Genomic DNA, 17,821 nt, shown 5'->3' with positions numbered 1-17,821 from the left:
TGATCAGCAGAAAGGCCAGCAAGGCCAGCAGGGCCAGGCCGGTGAGCAGCAGGGCGATCCAACGTCACGTCCCCGAGCTGACGGCGAGAAGCCCGAAGCGGGCGGGGAGCCGGACGACCGTGCGAAGGCTGATCAGAATCGCGAAGCGCAGACCAAGGACCAGTCCAGGCCGTCGGGCGAACCCCGGCCGGGCGAGATGACGCCGGAGGAAGGCCCCGACGGTCGCAAGCCGGAGTCGGCCGAAGCTCAGGAGAAGGACGCCCGACGCGAGGCCCAGTCCGGCAAGCCCGAGCAGGGCCGCGACGACGCCGCGCGCCAGGCCCAGCCGGCCGATCCCAACGCCCGTCCCGACCAGCGCGTTCAGGACCCGAACGCACCACGCGATCCCAACCAGAAGGACGTTCGGGCGGACGACGGCCGCAACCCCGATCAGACCCAGGAACGGCCGGGCCAGGGCGAGCAGCCCGCCCGCAAGGACGCCCAGACCAAGGGCACGCCCAAGGACCAGTCCAGGCCTCCCGGCGAACAGGCCGATCCGAAGAAGGAGGCGACCAAGGACGATCCGAAGGACCCCGCCAAGAAGGACGAGCCGGGCAAATACAAATCGCCCCAGCCCAAGGATCCCGAGAAAGACGCCGAAAAGCCGGCGGAGCCCGAAGAGCGGACCGTCGAAGAACCCACCCAGCAGCCGGCCGACCCCCAGGGCCAACCCCCCGACGATGCCTCCAAGCCCTCGGATCCCCAGCAAGGCCAGCAGGGCCAGGCCGGCGATCAGCAGAAGGGCCAGCAGGGCCAAGGTCAGCAGGGCCAAGGCCAGCAGGGTCAGGGCCAGCAAGGCCAGCAAGGCCAGGCCGGCGATCAGCAGAAGGGCCAGCAGGGGCAAGGGCAGCAGGGCCAGGGTCAGCAAGGCCAGGACCAGCAGGGCCAGCAGGGCCAAGGCCAGGACCAGCAGGGCCAAGGTCAAGGTCAGCAGGGTCAGGGCCAGCAAGGTCAGCAGGGCCAAGGCCAGCAGGGTCAGGGCCAGCAAGGTCAGCAGGGCCAAGGCCAGCAGGGTCAGGGCCAGCAAGGTCAGCAGGGCCAAGGCCAGCAGGGTCAGGGCCAGCAGGGTCAGGGTCAGCAAGGTCAGCAGGGTCAGGGTCAGCAAGGCCAGCAGGGCCAAGGCCAGGGTCAGCAGGGCCAAGGCCAGGGCCAGCAGGGCCAAGGCCAGGGTCAGCAAGGCCAGCACGGTCAAGGTGAGCAGGCCGGCGATCAGCAGAAGGGCCAGCAGGGCCAAGGTCAGGGTCAGGGTCAGCAGGGCCAGGCCGGCGACCAGCCCAAGGGGCAGCAGGGCCAGCCAGGCCAGGGTCAGCAGGGAGAACAGGGCCAAGGTCAGCAGGGCCAGCAGCCCGGCGGGGGCCAGGGCGGCGCGAATCCGGTGGGCGGCGGCGGCCGTCCGGACGGTGGCGATCCCGGCCAGGCCGAGACGCAGGAGGAGGAACCGATCGATCCGATCCGCGAGCCGGAAGACGCCTCGGGCGACACGGTCGCCCCGCGCAATCAGGACCAGTCGGAGCTGGTGCTGCGGACGATCCGCGACCTGCTCGACAAGAACGCCGACACCTCCGACCTGGAGGCCGCCACCGGCATGAGCCGGACCGAGATGGACCAGTTCGTCAAGCAGTACGAGAAGCTCAAGTCCGAGCCCGCCGGCCCCGGCCGCGAGATCGAGGTCGAGCCCGGCCAGTCCGGAGAGGACGTCCGCGCCACCCCCGGCCTTCCCGGCCTCGGCGAGCGGGCTCGGTCCTCCAGCAAGGCCATCAAAGAGCGCGGCGGCATGGCCCAGGACGAGGTCCGCGGCAACCAGGAAGGCCTCCGCTTCGCCCCCCCGCCCGAGTTCCGCGGGAAGGTCGAAGGCTACAAGAACGCCCTCTCCCGCCGCCCCGCGCCGGGGCGAGCCCCGGCTCCCCAGCCGCCCGCCGGCGGCGGGACCCGGTGAGGTCGCCGCCCTTCACGACCCCTTTCACCCCTCGCTCGGGGGGAAGGGTGGCCGATGGCCGAATGAGGAGGTGGAGCACGAGCCCAGGCCTCCTCGGCGGATCCAGGGGGCCGGCCGTCGACTCGAGGCGGGCCCGGCCCATGGACCTGCGTGGGATTTTCACGTCACGAGGACCCGGCCTTGATTCCCCTCCCTCCCCTTCCGGAGGTGAAGGTTCGTCCGCATCGCTCCCCTGGTAGAATGTCGTCAGGACATCCCGCTTCCCCGCCCAGGCGATCCCCAGCGATGACGACCCCCCTGCCCCTCCCCAGGCGTTACCTCGTCGGCTTCGACCCCCGCGAGCTTCCCCACCACTTCGCCGACGTCGTGATCGTCGGCGGCGGCATCGCCGGCCTCCGCGCGGCGCTCGGCGTGCCGGCCTCGGCCCGGGTGCTGGTGGTGACGAAGGACGAGGTCCGCGAGAGCAACAGCAGCTACGCCCAGGGGGGCATCGCCGGGGTGATGGACCCCGAGGATCGGGTCGAGGACCACATCGCCGACACCCTCTCCGCCGGCAAGGACCTCTGCGACCCGCAAGTCGTCGACGTCGTCGTCCGCGAGGCGCCCGAGCGGATCCGCGAGCTGATGGAGCTGGGGACCCACTTCGACACCGTCGACGGCCAGGTCGCGCTCGGCCGCGAGGGGGGCCACTCCCACGCCCGGATCGTCCACGCCCTGGGCGACGAGACCGGCCGGGAGATCATGCGCGCGATCATCTCGCAGGCCCGGGCCCGCAAGAACGTCCGCATCTGGCAGAACTGCACCACGATCGACCTGCTGACCCTCGACGGCCGCTGCCGGGGCGTGCTGGTCTGGGACAAGCGGCGGGGCTTCGCCCTGGTCTGGGCGCGGGCCGTGGTGCTGGCCACCGGCGGCGCGGGGCAGATCTTCCGCGAGACCACCAACCCGTCGATCGCCACGGCCGACGGCCATGCCATGGCCTACCGCGCCGGGGTCGAGCTGCGGGACATGGAGTTCATGCAGTTCCACCCCACCGTCCTGTACATGGCCGGCTCCGCCCGCCACCTGCTGACCGAGGCCCTGCGCGGCGAGGGCGCCCACCTGCTCGACTGCGACGGACGCCGCTTCATGCCCGACTACGACCCCCGCGCCGAGCTGGCTCCGCGCGACGTCGTCTCACAGGCGATCGCCTCCCAGATGGCGAAGACCCGCCACCCCAACGTCTACCTCGACCTCTCGCACCTGGACCCCGACCTGATCCGCGGGCGGTTCCCGGGCATCGACCGCCTCTGCCGGGGGTTCGACCTGGACATCACCCGCGACCTGATCCCGGTCTGCCCCGGGGCCCACTACATGATCGGCGGCGTGACCGTGGACGACCGCGGCCGCAGCTCGCTCGACGGCCTCTGGGCCGCCGGCGAGGTCTCCAGCACCGGCCTCCACGGCGCGAACCGGCTGGCGTCCAACAGCCTGCTGGAGGGCCTGGTCTTCGGGGCCCGCGTGGCCGAGGACGTCGCCGCACGCCTCGAAGCCGAGGGCCCCTGGCAGCTCGAAGTCCCGCCCATCGCCGCGGCGGCCCCCCGCGAACGCCGGCCGGCCATCGACCTGGTCGACCTCCGCGAGTCGCTCCGCTCCCTGATGTGGCGGCGGATGGGCATCACCCGCGACGCCTCCGGGCTCGCCGAGGCGGCCCAGCAGGTCGACCGCTGGTGCCGCTACGTCCTCCCCCACGTCTTCGACGACCCCGCCGGCTGGGCCGTCCAGAACATGCTCACCACCGCCCGCCTGATGATCGCCGCCGCCGCCGAGCGGACCGAGTCGCGCGGCGTCCACTACCGCTCCGACTTCCCCGCGACCGACCCCGCCTGGCTCCGCCACATCCCCCAGCGGGCCGCCGAGAGCCTCGCGGAACGGCCGGGAGCCGTCCGGTGAACTGGTCCGCACGGGTCGCGACGATCCCGGACGGGCGCATCATCGAGACCTTCGTCGAACGCGACGGCTCCCCCGCCTCGTTCGCCGAGGTCCTGGAAGCCTGGCGCGCCGAGCCGTCCTTCCGATCGTGGTTCGCCGATCTGCTGGCCGCCGCCCCCTTCGAGGCGTTCCGCTGGGAGACCCCGGCGGCGACCGCCGGGACCGTCGACCGCCCCTTCCGGTTCGCCCTGATCGACGCGCCCGAACTCCTCCGCCGCCCCGCCGACCCTTCGTCGTTCGCCGACGCCTTCCGGACCGAGGCCGAGCACCTCGTCGTCGATTTCCCGAACCTGGGGAGGGACGCGATCCTGATCGCCCCCAGGCCGATGGGCCCAGGCGAGGCCTACGCCTCCCTCGCCGCGTTCGTCCGCCACGCCCCGGACGACCAGCATCACGCCCTCTGGAAGGCCGTCGCCGCGGTGACCCGCCGACGGCTGGGGACGCGGCCGGTCTGGCTGAACACCGCCGGCGCGGGCGTGCCGTGGCTCCACGTCCGCCTGGACGACCGGCCCAAATATTACGCCCACGGGCCGTATCGTTCGCCGGCCTGAACCCTCGGCGAGGTGAGCCGGAGCGTCCCGCCCTCAGTCGGCCCTGCGCCGGAGCCTCGCGGCCGCCAGCGCGAGGCCCATCATCGCCGCGACCGTCCAGGCCGGCTCGGGGACGGGCGTGACGGTGAGCGTGTCGATGTTCCCATGGAGCAACGCGAGATAGGGGAGGTAACCGCTGCCGGCCACGCTCTCCACTTCGACGGAGGCAAAGGTGAGATCGCTGAGATCGAGGGAGCTTGTCGGGTAGTCGCCCTCGTGGAACACCGAATTCGCGAGGCCTTTGAAGCCGACGAAGGCACCCGGCTGGCCATCGCTTCCGGAGCGCGGATAGCTGCTGAACGTGAGGAGGGCGGTGCTCGGCGCGTCGGCCGGCTTGGCGATGCTGACCTCGCCGGTCAGGCCGGTCGATGGGGCGATGATCGAGATCCCGCCGACGCGGATGTCGAGACCCGTCCCGTCGGCCCCGTGTCCCCCGGACCGGTGGGTGCCCGAGTAATAATACCCGTGGTCCATACCCTCCGCGTCGCTACCGTCGTCCAGGATCGGCAGGGCGTCGTCGTAGATCAGGCTGCCGGTGAAGCGATCGCCGATCGCGTACGCGCCCGCGGGGGAGCCGGTGACCACTCCTCCGAAGTCATAGCGGATCAGGGCTCCCTGGGCGGGCGTGCCGATCAAGATCAGGAGCGCGGGAACGAATCGGACCAGGAGCGGGTTCTTCCGTGAGCGGATCATGATGGCCTCCATGTCGGTGGGACATCGACCCCGAGCCGGATCGGCGGGGCGTGTCAGCGGGGCTTGGATGCGAGTCTCGGGGGGGAGGTCCGGCGGCTTTCAGCCGAGGTGGCGTCGTCGGGCGGCCCAGAAAGCCGCGCCCAGAAGCGCCGCGACCGTCCAGGTCGGTTCGGGGACGGGCGTGACGGTGAGCGTGTCGAGGTAGCCCGAGTGCGAGATGCGCTGGTCGGGATTCCCATCGACCGGGACCGAGATCCCGGCGATCGCCTCGGTCAGGTCCGAGAGCTTCAACCCGGCCGGGATCGTCGCGCCCGAGAAGGCGGGCGCGTCCCAGGCGTTGAACGAGACGTGGACGTCGGTCCTCAGCGGGTGCGACGCGGAAGGCTCGGCGGCCGAGACGACCATGTGGTCGTGGCTGGTTCCGTCGGGGCGGGTCCAGGCCCTGTACTCGCCGATCAGGCCGGCCGAGCTCGCATGCAGCCCCAATGCGTCGATGTGGAATTCGAAGCCGGTGCCGTCGGGCTTCGGGTTGATGGGCGCGGAGGTGCCGGACCGATACACGGCGGAAGTCGCCGCGGTGGAGTCCCACTGCCTGCTTTCGAAGGCGATCGCGTCGTCGTAGACGAAGCTGCCGGCGAATCGCACCGCGGAGCCGTCCTGCGCCGTCAGGCCCGGGATCACGCCCCCGAAGTCGTATCGCAGCAAGGCCCCTCGGGCGGGGGCGGCGACGAGCAGGGCGAAGAGCGCCGGCGCGAGCCGGACGAGGAGCGAACGCTTCCGAAGACGAGCCATGGAGGCCTCCGTGCCGATGCAGGCGGCCTCGCGCCGGATCGGCGGGCGGGGCCGTTTCAGGTTGCGGATCTCAGGACGCCGAAACCATACGGAGATCCGCCCAATGCGTCAATGCAAGTCCGACAGCCGTTGATAGGTCGATCCGACCTGGACGGGCGGGTCGATCCGGCGCTGCTTGGGGGCGATCCTGGGATCGTAGGATTCGGCGTAGGCCGGGTCGAAGCGGCGGATGCGGGCGAGCACGGCGTCGACGGCGGGGATCTTCGCGGCGTCGAGCTTGGCGAGGACCTTGTCGTCCTCGCTCAGGAGGTCGTCCTCGGAGAGCGCGCCCTGGCGGAAGGCCTCGCGGAGGGCCTCGGCGAACTCGTTGTAGATGTAGGCCTCGACGGCGCTGGCCCACCAGTCGCGGTTCATCACGGCGAACAGCCGGACGGCCAGGCGGGCGACGGCGGGGTCGGTGAGCACGATCGTGGAGTCGACCACGGCGACCGCCCCCAGGATCTTCGCCACGTCGCCCCGGCGGACCGCCTGGCAGGCCAGGCCGTCGCGCAGGAAGTAGTCGAGCCGGTCGGCGCAGAGCCAGGGCAAGGGGCGTTCGAGGAGCGGGTAGCGGGAGTCGTCGAAGAAGTCCTCGGGGGCGAAGCCCAGGCGGTCGAGGGCCGCGACGACGTCCGGCCGACGGAGCAGGATCGGCTTGAGGGTCTCGTGGTGGTCCTGCTCCTCCGAGGTCACCAGGAAGTCGACGGCGTGCGAGAAGGCCGTGTGGGAGACGTCGTGCAGGAGCCCCGCCACCTGCTCCTGGCGGCCGGCGCCGAGGTGCTGGAGCAGCAGGAAGACGCCGAGGCTGTGCTCATACCGGGTGACGTTCTTGAACGGGAAGGCGATGGCCGACGGGCCCGACTGGCGGATCCCCTTCAATCGCTGGAAGGTCGGCGTCTCGATCAGTTGCAGGATTTCCGGGTCGTCGATCCGGACGGGCCCGTAAACCCTGTCGTTCCAATACATCGGACGTCGATCCCCCCGCCGGCCTGGGCGTCTTCGCCCCGTCGAGGGGCCCTCTTCATGATCAGCCCCCGGCCCGGAATTGACAAGAGCGGACGGCTCCCGCTCGAGGCGTCCCGGGCCTGTTCTCCGGCCGGCGCGTGTGGGATGATCGGGCCGTGGCTTTCATCCCCGAGGGATTCACCATCGCCCCAGCCGGGGCGGGAGGACGACGATGTTTGGACGGATCGCGCTCTTGGGCCTGGGACTGGCGACGGCCTCGGCGACGCTCGCGCACGCGGGCGACCTGAAGGTGGGCGACCCCGCCCCGGCGTTCGCGATGCAGGGCTCGGACGGCAAGACCCACGCCCTGGCCGACTACAAGGGCAAGAGCGGCGTGGTGCTCGCCTGGTTCCCCAAGGCGTTCACGCCGGGCTGCACCAAGGAATGCCAGTCGTTCGCCGCCGGGAGCGAGAAGCTCAAGGGACTGAAGGTCGCCTACTTCACGGCGAGCGTCGACGAGCCCGCCTACAACAAGAAGTTCGCCGAGTCCCTGGACGCCGATTACCCGATTCTCAGCGACCCGGGCAAAAAGGTCGCCGAGGCCTACGGCGTCGTCCACGAGGGCCGCGCCGTCCCCGAGCGCTGGACCTTCTACATCGACAAGGAAGGCGTCATCCGCGGCATCGACAAGAACGTGAACACCGCCGAGGCCGCCGAGGGCGTCGTCGCCAAGGTCAAGGAGCTGAAGCTGGCGGAGTGAGGCGCGGGGGGCCCGCAAGCCTTCGGAGGCATGCCTTCTCCGCTCGTGTGGAGAAGGTGCCCCGAAGGCGGCGGAGGAGGGGCAGACGAGCACGGATGCCGGATCGGGACGTGAGAGAAATCAAGGCGTCAAGGACGCCACCAGGATGAACTCGATCAAACTTCAAAGCCTGCTTGGGGCGTTTGATTCGCAGGTTCATCTGCTGCCCGGAGCTTCCATGATCCAGTTCTCGTTATCGTAGACGAAGGCGTTCAGAACTCTTCTGGAGCCTGCGCCGGGCGCGGCTCCGATCGCCTGCAATGCGGCGTCGATCGCCGAGAAGACGCAGTCGTATTCCTCGTCCGGATGCAGATCGCGAACACGGAGTCGCGGTTCGTCGACCAGGAGTTTGCCGTCGTCTCCATACGGCACGTACCACTCGTCATCCTCGCCGAACTCGCGAGTCTTCCGGCCGGCGTCGTAGAGCAGCCCGAAGTAAGCCCCGCCGCGGCTGTCGTAAAACAGCGCCACCGCCTTCCCGACCCGGGCCGAGAGTTGCCCGGTCGCTCGCTCCATCCCGGGCACGTCGAAGAGATCGGCGCGGCCCGCCACCCGGTAGGCGCCATACACGCCCTCGGCCAGACGGACGAGCCGTAGGTGCAGCGATGAGGCGACATCCCCGAACGCGGCCCGAGCCATCGCCTCGTCGGCCCGGAAGACGACGCCTTCGTAGATTTCGCTCATCCCGAATCCTCGTTCGATCCACCGGAAGGAATGCGACGGGGCGCTCGATCGTACAACGGACGCCGACATCCCGCCTCGGACCCCGGCGGTCCTCCCCGACGCCCCGAGGCCGGCGGGCCCAGGGGCGGGCCTCTCACTCCCGTTCGCCGGCGAGCTTCTGCAGGCGGGCCCAGCGGTATTTCAACTCGCCCAGGATCCGCCAGAAGAGGCGGCTGTGCATCCGGCCGGGGACGCGGCCGCAGGCCCTCGCGGAGAAGGTCTCCGGCTCGGTGTATTCGAGGTGGTGGGCGACCTCGTGGAGGAACGTGTCGAACAGCTCCTCCATCGGGCGGCGGCCTTCCTCGACGTCGTGGACGTAGAGCCGGACGAGCCGTCGCGACCGATAGTAGCCCCCGAGCACCCGCGCCGTGGCCCGGCTGTTGACGTCCAGGTCGAAGTCGACCAGGCAGATGAAGATCCGATCCAGCCGGGCCCGGAAGAGCGGCGCGATGGCCGAGACCGGCACGTCGAACCGGCTGGGGAGCTGCGACGGCTTGCGGATCTCGGACGTGCCGGATTCGCCCCACGCGAGTCCGTCGCTCGCGCCCGCGCGAGGGTCCTTCATGGGGCGGGTGGGTTTGGAGTCCATGGGCTTGTCGGGGGATCTCGGGCCAACGGTCCGGGACGATGGGCGGCGCGACGACGCGGTTCGGGCCCCAGGCCACTTTATCACGCGGCCGGGACCCGCGAGAATCCGACATCCGCCGCGCGTTCGCGGGATTTTCGGCCCCGCCCGTCGGTCGTCCCCGGCCGATTTGACATCCCGCGGCGGCCGCTCGACAATCCAGCACGAGGACGCGCCGGACCCGGCGCGGCGACGGGGGCGGGCCGGAGCCGGGAGGAAGGATGACGGGCCACGATTCGCGGACGCTGGTGCTGACGAACGACGACGGCTACGACGCCCCGGGCCTGGCGGCGCTCCGGAGGGCCGTCGAGGGCCTGGGGGCGCCCCGTGTGGTGGCCCCGCTGGCGGCCGAGTCCGGCTGCGGCCACCGGGTCACGACCCACGAGCCGCTCCACGCGACCGACCACGAGGGTGAGGTCGTCGCCGTCTCGGGCACCCCCGCCGACTGCGTCCGCCTGGCCCTGCACCACCTGGCGGCCGACGCCTCGTGGGTCCTCTCCGGGATCAACGCGGGGGGGAACCTGGGCGTGGACGTCTTCCACTCCGGCACGGTCGCCGCGGTGCGCGAGGCGGTCATCCACGGCGTCCCGGGGATCGCCGTCTCGCACTACATCGCCCGGGGGCGGAAGATCGACTGGGAGCGGGCCGCGCGCTGGGCCCGCCCCGTCCTGACGGACCTGCTGGCGAGGCCCTGGAGCCCCGGCACCTTCTGGAACGTGAACCTCCCCCACCCGGATGCCGACGCCCCCGACCCCGAGGTCGTCTTCTGCCCGCTCGACCCCTCTCCCCTGCCCCTCCGCTTCGAGGTCGAGGCCGGCCGCTCGCTGTATCGGGGCGACTACCAGCAGCGTCCCCGCCGCGAGGGGGCCGACGTGGCCGCCTGCTTCGGCGGCCGGATCGCCGTCAGCCTCGTCCGACTGTTCGACCCGGATCCGCCCGGGGCCCCGCCGACGAAGGCGTAACCGGGCCGGGGCGACGGCTGAGGTCTGGTGGAAGGCTTCGCGGGCGTGGCATAATCATCGTACTCGGCCGGGACGCCGGGCCGACGGCGATCCCGTCGCGCCCGGCCGCTCCCCGCCGCGCCATCCGTTTTCGATCATTCGCATGTTCCGATTCGAGCCGAGTGCGGTCCGAGGGGGAGTACGATCCGATGAGGCGAGGGTTGCTGGGCGTCTGGGGAATGCTGTCGCTGGCCGCGGCGGCGGGGCTGCCGGGTTGCGGGGATCCGGGCCAGATCGTGTCGGTGATGCCCCCGGGGGCGACGGTGATCCGCACCGTCCCCGAGGGACAGCAGAGCGAGGCCCTGGGCGAGTCGGCCAAGCTGGCGGGGGGCGCGAACGCCCCGGGCCCCAAGGGTGAACCGTTCCCCCCGGCCCCTCCCACGGCGATCGGCGAGTCCAAGACCCTCGAAGGGGACGTGAAGTACGAGACGCTGAAGGAGGGGACCGGCGAGGAGATCAAGTCCGGCCGCGTGGCCGTGGTGCACTACGTCGGCACGCTCGACGACGGCACCGTCTTCGACTCCAGCCGCAAGCGCGGCCAGCCCGCGGAGTTCGCCCTGGGGACCGGCAACCTCATCAAGGGCTGGGAACACGCCATCCCGGGGATGAAGGTGGGCGAGACCCGCAAGATCATCGTCCCCCCCGCCATGGGCTACGGCGCCCAGGACAAGGGGACCATCCCGCCCAACTCGACGCTCACCTTCGAGGTCGAACTCGTCGGCGTCAAATGACCGCGGCCGCGAGGGCCGGCCCCCCGCCGGCCCCGGACGCGGATCGCAACCCGCCCCCCGACCCGCAATTTCCATCTACGAGGCCGAGAATGGCAAGCGCGACGACCACGCCCAAGCTGTCGGGGATGAAGTACCGGGTGGTGAGCACCCTGGGGAGCGGGGCGGGGAGCACGATCCTCCAGATCGCCGACAAGAACGGCGGCAAGCGGTACGCCCTCAAGGTCGTCCGCAAGCAGGAGCCGGAGGACGAGATCTACATCGACCAGGCCAAGACCGAGTACGAGGCCGCGCAGAAGCTGAACCACCCGGCCATCGCCAAGGTGTACGACCTCAGGCTCAAGAAGTCGTGGTTCAAGACCGTCGGCGTCGAGCTGCTGCTGGAGTACGTCGACGGCAAGACGCTCGACGAGATCGAGGCCCCGGAGCTGTCGCAGCTGGTGCTGATGTTCTCGCAGGTGGCCTCGGCGCTGGCCCACATGCACCGCCGGGGCGTGTACCACGGCGACCTCAAGCCGTCGAACATCATGCTGACCAAGTCCGGCCAGGTGAAGCTGATCGACTTCGGCACCGCCTGGGTCCGCGGCCAGGACAAGAACCGCGTCCAGGGGACCCCCCAGTACATCGCCCCCGAGCAGGCCGCCGAGCGCGTCGTCAACGAACGCACCGACGTCTACAACCTCGGCGCGACGATGTATCGCATGTTCACCGGCCGATTCGCCCAGCCCGACATCCCCAAGCCGGGCTCCGAGCGCAAGCTGCCGGCCGTCAACAAGATCAACCCCCGCGTCCTGTCGAAGCTCAACAACCTCGTCCTCGCCTGCCTCGACCTCAACCCCGAGAAGCGCCCCGCCGGCATGTTCGAGATCCGCGAGACCCTCTCCGCCGTCATCAAGGAGATGGGCCTCGAAGAGGTCGAACTCCGCGGCGCCGACGAGGAGGAGTGAGGCCCGGCCGGGGACCTCTCCCATTCTCGCTCCAGCCTCACCTCGCCGCTTCGAACACCGCCCGGTAGTTGAAGCGGTCGTTGGGCGCGGAGTCGCCGTGGAGGGTGAAGTCGGACCAGTCGCCGGTCTCGGCGATCGCGTCGGCCCACTTGAAGTCGAGCGAGGTCCAGCCCGGCTTGAGGCCCAGGGCATCGGCCGGGACGGACACCTCCAGGCGGGCGTCGGCGGTCGCGGCGTCGACGGGTCGGGGCTCTGACCATTCGTACTGGCCGCCGACGTTCCGTTCGAGCGTCGGGCGGCCCGGGGTGCGGCCGACGACGAAGTCGTAGCCGAGCCACCCGGTCTTCGGGTCGGAGTCGACGTCGAGGAAGAGCATCGGGCCGCCCATCTCGGGCGTCGCCTTGATCGGTGCCCCGCACTGGAGCTGGAACGCCACGCGGTCGCCGTCGCGGCTCGCCTTCGCGGCGACCAGGTCGTTGCGGCCGGTGTGGTTGACGTAGCGGAGCGTCGTCCCCCAGCCGGGGAAGTCGCGGTCGGCCGGGTCGCCGATCGTGTCGCGGAACTCGGGGCCGACCCCTTCCCAGTCGTCGAAACGGCCGTCGATCGCGATGGGCTTCGAGGTCACGACCGGGATCGGCCGGGCCCCCTTGTAGCGGCGGACCTCGGAGGCGAGCTGGTAGTAGAAGGCGTCGCCGTGGCCCCCCTTCATGGGCTCGATGTCGCGGCTGAACTCGCGATTGAACTGGTCGACGAACGTCACCACGTCGGCGCCCGCCAGGGGGAACGTCTGGTCGAACCGGCCGGCGATCCACTCGTTCCAGCCGGTGACGAAGACCAGCGGCGGATCCAGCTCATGCGCCCGGCTCCACTGCTCGGCGAAGTTTTTGCCGGTGAAGTCGACCCCCTCGGGGCCGGGCTGCCGGCCGTTCGAGAAGCTCCGCCCGTGCGATCGCGGGTGGCTCAGCACGCCGAGCTTGCCGTCGACCGCGTTCTGCCCGACGCCGACGGAGACCTGCTCGGGCCTCCCCTCCTCGTCCGGGAAGGCGTTCTGGGGGTGGACCTCCAGCCAGCTCCACTGGGCGCGGGCGGTCGGCCCCTGGAAGTAGTCGGGCTGGGGGCGGCGGAAGGTGAAGAACGAGAGGATCTCCCGGGTGACCTCGTCGTTGCGGCCGACCCTGAGGTTCAGCTCACCCCTGCGATCCTTCCAGACGCCGATCCGGCCCTTGGGCTCGGACAGCTCCAGGTGGTACACGCCCGCCGGCGCGGGGGCGTCGAGGGTGATCGCCTGCCAGGCGTTGTCGCGGACCTCTTCGACCCGCTTCGAGGCGACGACCTCCCCCTTCGCGTCGCCCCGGCGGAGGGTCAGGGTCGCCGACGAGCCGCGATCGCCCCAGGTCGGCGTGGCGAGGGCCGCGGAGTCGAACGGCCCGTCGACGGTGAAGGCGGTCCCCAGCGTCGAACCCGGCTCCAGGGGGACCGAGGTCGCGTGCCGCTCGCGCTTGATCACGTCGTCGGTGAGCAGGTCGGGGTCGGCCAGGATCAGGGGCTTCCCCTTCCATCGGAACCAGAGGTCGGGGTGCAGGCCGGGCTTGTAGAGCTGTTCGTACAGCTCGCGGACGACCTTCCTGGGGGCCCAGAAGGGCGTGAGGAAGGCCATCTTGGGGACGCGCAGGCCCTGCTTGCGCATGGCGTCGAACTCGGCCCCGAGGGCCTTCCAGCTCTCGGGGTAGGTGAGCTGGTTGGTCACGTCGAAGAAGACCGCGTCGACGCCGGCGTCGGCCAGCATCTGGGCGTGCTTGCGGAGGACGCCGGGGTCGTCGTTGCGGTAGTAGCCGAAGATCGACTCCCCCCAATGGTGGGGGTAGTGGAGCGGGCCCCAGAGCGGGTTCTGGGGCTCCTTCATCGCGTTGGGGGCTGCGGCCAGGATCTTGGTGATGTCGAACGGCCCCTGCTCGCCGCTGCGGCCCAGCCAGAGGAAATAGAAGATCGCGACCGTCTTGCCGGGCTTCGGCGGGCCGACCTCCTCGGCCGTCGGCAGCCGACGCCCCAGGCCGTCGACGGCGACCCAGGTGTCGCTGAACAGGTCGCGCTGGCCCTCCTCGGCCGAGGCCGATCGGTAGGGGGCCAGGAGGCTGCCGAGGATGAGCAAGGCCGCGAGCGCGCGGGGGGTCTTCATGGGGAGGGTCCGTCTTCGGCGTGGGGAGGGTGCGGGAGGGGCCACGAGCCCGGCCGCCGCGCCTCGGCTCGTGGGCCGTGGGGGAGGCGCGGCGGGGCCGGAGTCGGGCGGGTCAGGCGTGCTTCTCGTCTGGATTGAGGACGATGGTCCCGTCCTCCATGTGGAGGATCGCGCCCCACCGTCGGGTCTCGTGCGCGTGGCCCAGGGAGTCGGCGACGACTTCCTGGATCGTGTAATGCCCCGGCTCGAGGTCGACCACGACGCCGCGGAAGTACTCGATGGTATCCGCCTGGGCCAGCTCGCGGCCGTGGGCGTCGATCAGACGATACAGGTCGGACATGCTCCACCTCCCGGGCCGCCGCCGCCGTCGGCGGGTCGACCCCTAGCGATCTCGAACGCTCATCGAAAGAATCCGCCACCTCATGCAGGTCCCATTCTACCCTTGCCAACGATCCGGTTCACGACCCGACCCCGCCGAACCAGGCCCCGGCGTCAAGCGGAGGGGAGCACGCGTCCAGTCGCGAACTGGGTTCGTTCGGGTCGCTCGCAAACGAACCCGATCGATGTAAGTTTCGATCATCAATGGAGATAGGACTCGGTTCTTCGGTCTGGAATTGGGTTCGTTCGGCGCGCTTTTCGGCCGCGCAGCATGAGGATTCGCGGTGCCTCGGGGGCGAGCGCGGGGTCGGCGCGCAGGATCCCCCACCTGGATGATGGCCCAGGGTGGTGAGATCGGTTCGAGATTTCCGGCGACTCCGCGCCGCCTGGCATTGCGACCGCTCGGCCCGGCGGATCAGGACGAAGCGGCCAACTGGGGCGAGGCCGAGGCCGGTCGCCAGGTCGCCGGGCGGAGGCGTGGGAGGTCGACGAACTGGAGTTCGACCCAGCGATGGAAGAGCCAGCCGACGCCGATCGCCGCGGCGGAGACCACCGGGACGGTCACCAGGACGCGGACCCAGAAGCCTTGCAGGCTCAGCTCATAGAGCCCCAGGCTGCCGATCACGCAGACCGGCAGGTGCGCCAGGTAGATGCTGTAGCAGCGTCGGCCGCAGGCCTTCAAGGGCTCCAGGAAGCGGCGGGCGTCGATCCAGTCGTCGTAAGGCCGCAGGCCGATCAGGATCAGGCCGAACGCGGCGGCCTTGACGGTGGAATCCAGGTCGCGCCAGTAGGCCACGGCCAGGAGAGCCAGGATCGCCGCGTCCACGCACCGCCGGGCCCGTTGCGAGGTCGCCGCCTCCAGCCGCCAGTAGACGGCCAACCCGACGGCGAACTCGTGCCAGAGGACCGGGAACGTGCCCGCGAGGCGGCTCGAAGCCCCCACGTCCCAGGCGACGACGTGCAGGCCGATCGCCGCCGCGCTCAGGGCGGCCAGGGCCCCGTAGAGCCGTCTCGGCGCGATCAGCAGGGCCAGGAAGCAGACGATATAGAACTGCTCCAGGAAGCAGAGCGTCCACGAGATCCGCATGAAGACCATTTCACCCGCGAATCCCACGCGTGGCCGCCAGGTTTCCGTCAGCGTGATGTTGCCCATCCACTGCCAGAGGTCCAGCGTCGTCGGCTCGTACAATTCCAGCGCGTGGACGCCGCGATAGAGCCGGTCCAGGCCCAGCCGGTTGAGCCCCACCACGACGATCACGAACCCAAGCAGGGCCACCCAGTAAGGGGGGAAGGTCCGCCAGAGCCGCTTGCCGAGGAAGTTCCAGGGGCTCTCGCCCCGCTTTCGCAACACGTCCATCCGCGCCAGGACGCAGTAGCCGCTGATGACGAAGAACATCGGCGTGCCGATCGCCATGTGCAGGAAAGAGACCACGGCGCGTCGCAGGCCGTGCTCCATCCCGGTCCCGATCACGTCGGATTCCAGCACCACGAAACCCGTGTGGTGGAGGACCACCATGACGCAGGCGAGGCCGCGGAAGACGTCGAGCGCCTTGTACCGGGGATTGCTCCGGGGGGGGCGGGGCGTCTCCATGTCCAGGCTCACGCTCGGGTTCGGGCCGCCGCAAGGCCGGGATCCGCCCGGCCGAGTCCTCCTTTCGCGACCCTTAAATCCTTAAAGCGTCCCCCGCCGCCCGCCCGTCCCGCTTTTCGCTCGTTTCGAAATGATAAGGCCGTCCCGCCGCGCGAGAGCGGCCGGACGGCCCGGGTTCGTTGCGTCGTCGCGACATCTCGCCCGGCGGTCAGTTCGACGCGGCCGGCGGGGCTTCGGCCTCGGCCGGGGCCGGCGGAGCGGTGATCTTCTTCGGGGCCTCGGCCGCCTGGGCGGTCGTCCAGCCCAGGCGGAACGCGGCGCGGGCGACGCGGGCGGACTTCTCCAGGTCGGCCTTCTCGACGTCGTCGGTCGGCTTGTGGTAGTCCTCGTGCAGCCCGGCGAAGAAGAAGATGACGGGGATCCCCTTGGCGGCGAAGTTGAAGCTGTCGGTCCGCGCGTAGTACGGGTCGGAGTCGAACAGCATCTCCAGCCCCTCGGCCTGGGTGGCGGCGACGGCGGCGGCGACGATCGAGTTGTAGTCGGGGTGGCTCGGCGAGGGGGTCGCGCCGATCTTCGACGGGTCGTTGCGGCTGATCATGTCGAGGTTGATGTCGGCGACGATCTTCATCCCTTCGGGCAGGGCCTGGTGGTCGGCGAACCACTTGCTCCCCAGCAGCCCCTTCTCCTCGCCCGAGACCCAAAGGAAGGCCACGCTCCGCGCCGGTCGCGGGGCCGAGCCGAACGCCTGGGCGACCTCCAGCACGCCGCTCGTGCCCGAGGCGTTGTCGTCGGAGCCGTTGTAGATCTCCCCCTTCGCGTCGACCCCCTCGTGGTCGTAGTGGGCGCTGAAGACGACGATCTCGTTCTTCTTCTCCGGGTCCGAGCCGGGGAGGAAGCCGATCACGTTGCGGTCCTCGCGGAGTTCGCTCTTGGCGGCGTGGGTGAACTTGACGCGGAGGCCGGGGAGTTGCCGACCAGCCGGGGTCCCCACGGCCTCGGGCTTCGGCAGGTCGAGGGCCGCGGCGAGCAGGTTGCGGATCGCGGGGGTCAGCGCGATCGACGGGATCGTGGCCGGCGCGGGGCCGAGGGTCACGCGGGGGCGGTCGAAACCGAACATGCCGACCGGCCCCGGGGGCCGCGCGTCGGCCTCGCTCGAAGGGGAGATGACCAGGAGGCCGAGAGCGCCTCGCTTCCTGGCCGCCTCCACCTTGTTGGCCCCGCCCCCCCGGCGGTCGGCCTCGCCCTCGCCGGGCGCGCCGTCGTAGACCAGGACGAAGCGGTTGCGCACGTCCAGCTTGCCGTAGTCGTCGACCCCCCGGTCGGGGAGGTCGCGGCCGTAGCCGGCGAAGACGACGTCGGCCTCGACCTCGCCGGGGGCGACCCCCTGCGGGCCGAAGATGTAGTCGACGCCCAGCTTGCAGTCGACCACGCGGTGCGAGCCGTCGGGGGTGAGCGTGAGGGTCAGCGACGACCCCTCGGAGAGCGCCGTGGTCGTCTCGAGCGGGAACTTCTGGAGGTAGGTCCGACCGCCGCGGTTGAAGTCGCCCAGGGGGTCGGCGCCGATCGCGAAGAGGTGCGACGCCAGGTACTCGGCCGTCAGCCGGGCCTCGGGCGAGCCGGCGTCGCGGCCGCGCATGAGGTCGGAGGCCAGGAACCGCAGGTGGCCGCCGATCTCGCGGCCGGTGATCGACGCCACGGCGGCGGCCGGCGGCTCGGCCGTCGCGGTCTCGACGGGGACCTGCGCTCGCGCCGCCGTCGGGACGGACAGGGCGATGGCGATGGCGGACGGGATGACATGGAGCTTCATGAAAGGCCCTTGGGAATCAGGGAAGCAGAATCATCGGATCA

General features: G+C 70.7%; 17 protein-coding genes. 7 read left to right on the top strand and 10 right to left on the bottom strand.

What is annotated here, in order from left to right; genetic code table 11:
* Window positions 1-64 precede the first annotated feature (64 nt).
* Window positions 65-1,366 carry a hypothetical protein gene (locus G6O68_RS13445; protein WP_165248546.1) on the bottom strand — a complete coding sequence of 434 codons (1,302 nt, stop codon included), beginning with the start codon at window positions 1,364-1,366 and terminating at the stop codon, window positions 65-67.
* 48 nt (window positions 1,367-1,414) lie between these two features.
* On the opposite strand from G6O68_RS13445, the gene G6O68_RS13440 reads away from it, so the two are divergent.
* The 3 genes from G6O68_RS13440 to G6O68_RS13430 all read left to right on the top strand — a co-directional run bounded on the left by G6O68_RS13440 (window position 1,415) and on the right by G6O68_RS13430 (window position 4,497).
* On the top strand, window positions 1,415-1,975 hold the full coding sequence (locus G6O68_RS13440; RefSeq protein ID WP_165248544.1) for a hypothetical protein: 561 nt from the start codon (window positions 1,415-1,417) through the stop codon (window positions 1,973-1,975).
* 285 nt (window positions 1,976-2,260) lie between these two features.
* Window positions 2,261-3,907 carry an L-aspartate oxidase gene (nadB, locus tag G6O68_RS13435; RefSeq protein ID WP_165248542.1) on the top strand — a complete coding sequence of 549 codons (1,647 nt, stop codon included), beginning with the start codon at window positions 2,261-2,263 and terminating at the stop codon, window positions 3,905-3,907.
* On the top strand, window positions 3,904-4,497 hold the full coding sequence (locus G6O68_RS13430) for a DUF6940 family protein (protein WP_165248540.1): 594 nt from the start codon (window positions 3,904-3,906) through the stop codon (window positions 4,495-4,497). The genes nadB and G6O68_RS13430 overlap by 4 nt, the downstream gene beginning before the upstream one ends.
* Window positions 4,498-4,530: 33 nt before the next feature.
* Here the strand turns inward: G6O68_RS13430 and G6O68_RS13425 are convergent, their stop codons facing one another.
* The 3 genes from G6O68_RS13425 to G6O68_RS13415 all read right to left on the bottom strand — a co-directional run bounded on the left by G6O68_RS13425 (window position 4,531) and on the right by G6O68_RS13415 (window position 7,026).
* The gene (locus G6O68_RS13425) at window positions 4,531-5,229 is read right to left on the bottom strand and encodes a hypothetical protein (protein ID WP_165248538.1); all 699 of its coding nucleotides are present in this window, start codon (window positions 5,227-5,229) and stop codon (window positions 4,531-4,533) included.
* Between the two features lie 99 nt (window positions 5,230-5,328).
* A complete protein-coding gene (locus tag G6O68_RS13420; protein ID WP_165248536.1) occupies window positions 5,329-6,021 on the bottom strand; it encodes a hypothetical protein in 693 nt (230 codons plus the stop codon).
* A 108-nt stretch (window positions 6,022-6,129) separates the two neighbouring features.
* Entirely contained in the window at window positions 6,130-7,026 is an 897-nt protein-coding gene (locus tag G6O68_RS13415; RefSeq protein ID WP_165248534.1) for an HD domain-containing protein, read from the bottom strand.
* A 211-nt stretch (window positions 7,027-7,237) separates the two neighbouring features.
* Between G6O68_RS13415 and G6O68_RS13410 the strand changes: the two genes are divergently transcribed.
* Window positions 7,238-7,765 (top strand): peroxiredoxin, encoded by a 528-nt coding sequence (locus G6O68_RS13410; protein WP_165248532.1) that lies wholly within the window; start codon window positions 7,238-7,240, stop codon window positions 7,763-7,765.
* Between the two features lie 195 nt (window positions 7,766-7,960).
* Here G6O68_RS13410 and G6O68_RS13405 read toward each other — a convergent pair whose 3' ends face one another.
* Both G6O68_RS13405 and G6O68_RS13400 read right to left on the bottom strand, forming a co-directional pair.
* Entirely contained in the window at window positions 7,961-8,488 is a 528-nt protein-coding gene (locus G6O68_RS13405; RefSeq protein WP_165248530.1) for a hypothetical protein, read from the bottom strand.
* Window positions 8,489-8,621: 133 nt separating this feature from the next.
* The gene (locus G6O68_RS13400; protein WP_165248528.1) at window positions 8,622-9,116 is read right to left on the bottom strand and encodes a hypothetical protein; all 495 of its coding nucleotides are present in this window, start codon (window positions 9,114-9,116) and stop codon (window positions 8,622-8,624) included.
* A 257-nt stretch (window positions 9,117-9,373) separates the two neighbouring features.
* Between G6O68_RS13400 and surE the strand changes: the two genes are divergently transcribed.
* The 3 genes from surE (at window position 9,374) to G6O68_RS13385 (ending at window position 11,828) form a co-directional block, all read left to right on the top strand.
* A complete protein-coding gene (surE, locus tag G6O68_RS13395) occupies window positions 9,374-10,114 on the top strand; it encodes a 5'/3'-nucleotidase SurE (protein WP_165248526.1) in 741 nt (246 codons plus the stop codon).
* Between the two features lie 188 nt (window positions 10,115-10,302).
* Complete coding sequence (locus G6O68_RS13390; protein ID WP_240911165.1) at window positions 10,303-10,884, top strand: FKBP-type peptidyl-prolyl cis-trans isomerase; 582 nt, start codon at window positions 10,303-10,305, stop codon at window positions 10,882-10,884.
* A gap of 89 nt (window positions 10,885-10,973) precedes the next feature.
* Complete coding sequence (locus tag G6O68_RS13385; protein WP_165248524.1) at window positions 10,974-11,828, top strand: serine/threonine protein kinase; 855 nt, start codon at window positions 10,974-10,976, stop codon at window positions 11,826-11,828.
* Window positions 11,829-11,865: 37 nt separating this feature from the next.
* Here G6O68_RS13385 and G6O68_RS13380 read toward each other — a convergent pair whose 3' ends face one another.
* The 4 genes from G6O68_RS13380 to G6O68_RS13365 form a co-directional block, all read right to left on the bottom strand.
* A complete protein-coding gene (locus G6O68_RS13380; protein WP_165248522.1) occupies window positions 11,866-14,004 on the bottom strand; it encodes a hypothetical protein in 2,139 nt (712 codons plus the stop codon).
* A gap of 112 nt (window positions 14,005-14,116) precedes the next feature.
* Window positions 14,117-14,344 carry a hypothetical protein gene (locus tag G6O68_RS13375; protein WP_165248520.1) on the bottom strand — a complete coding sequence of 76 codons (228 nt, stop codon included), beginning with the start codon at window positions 14,342-14,344 and terminating at the stop codon, window positions 14,117-14,119.
* Between the two features lie 453 nt (window positions 14,345-14,797).
* Window positions 14,798-15,985, bottom strand: a complete 1,188-nt coding sequence (locus G6O68_RS13370) for an acyltransferase family protein (protein WP_165248518.1) — start codon at window positions 15,983-15,985, stop codon at window positions 14,798-14,800.
* 196 nt (window positions 15,986-16,181) lie between these two features.
* The gene (locus tag G6O68_RS13365) at window positions 16,182-17,780 is read right to left on the bottom strand and encodes a M20/M25/M40 family metallo-hydrolase (protein WP_165248516.1); all 1,599 of its coding nucleotides are present in this window, start codon (window positions 17,778-17,780) and stop codon (window positions 16,182-16,184) included.
* Window positions 17,781-17,821: the final 41 nt, after the last annotated feature.

This window comes from Paludisphaera soli (assembly GCF_011064595.1).
GTDB classification, from domain to species: domain Bacteria; phylum Planctomycetota; class Planctomycetia; order Isosphaerales; family Isosphaeraceae; genus Paludisphaera; species Paludisphaera soli.
The sequence above is the reverse complement of the archived record's forward strand: the minus strand, read 5'-3'. Positions and strand labels throughout refer to the sequence as shown.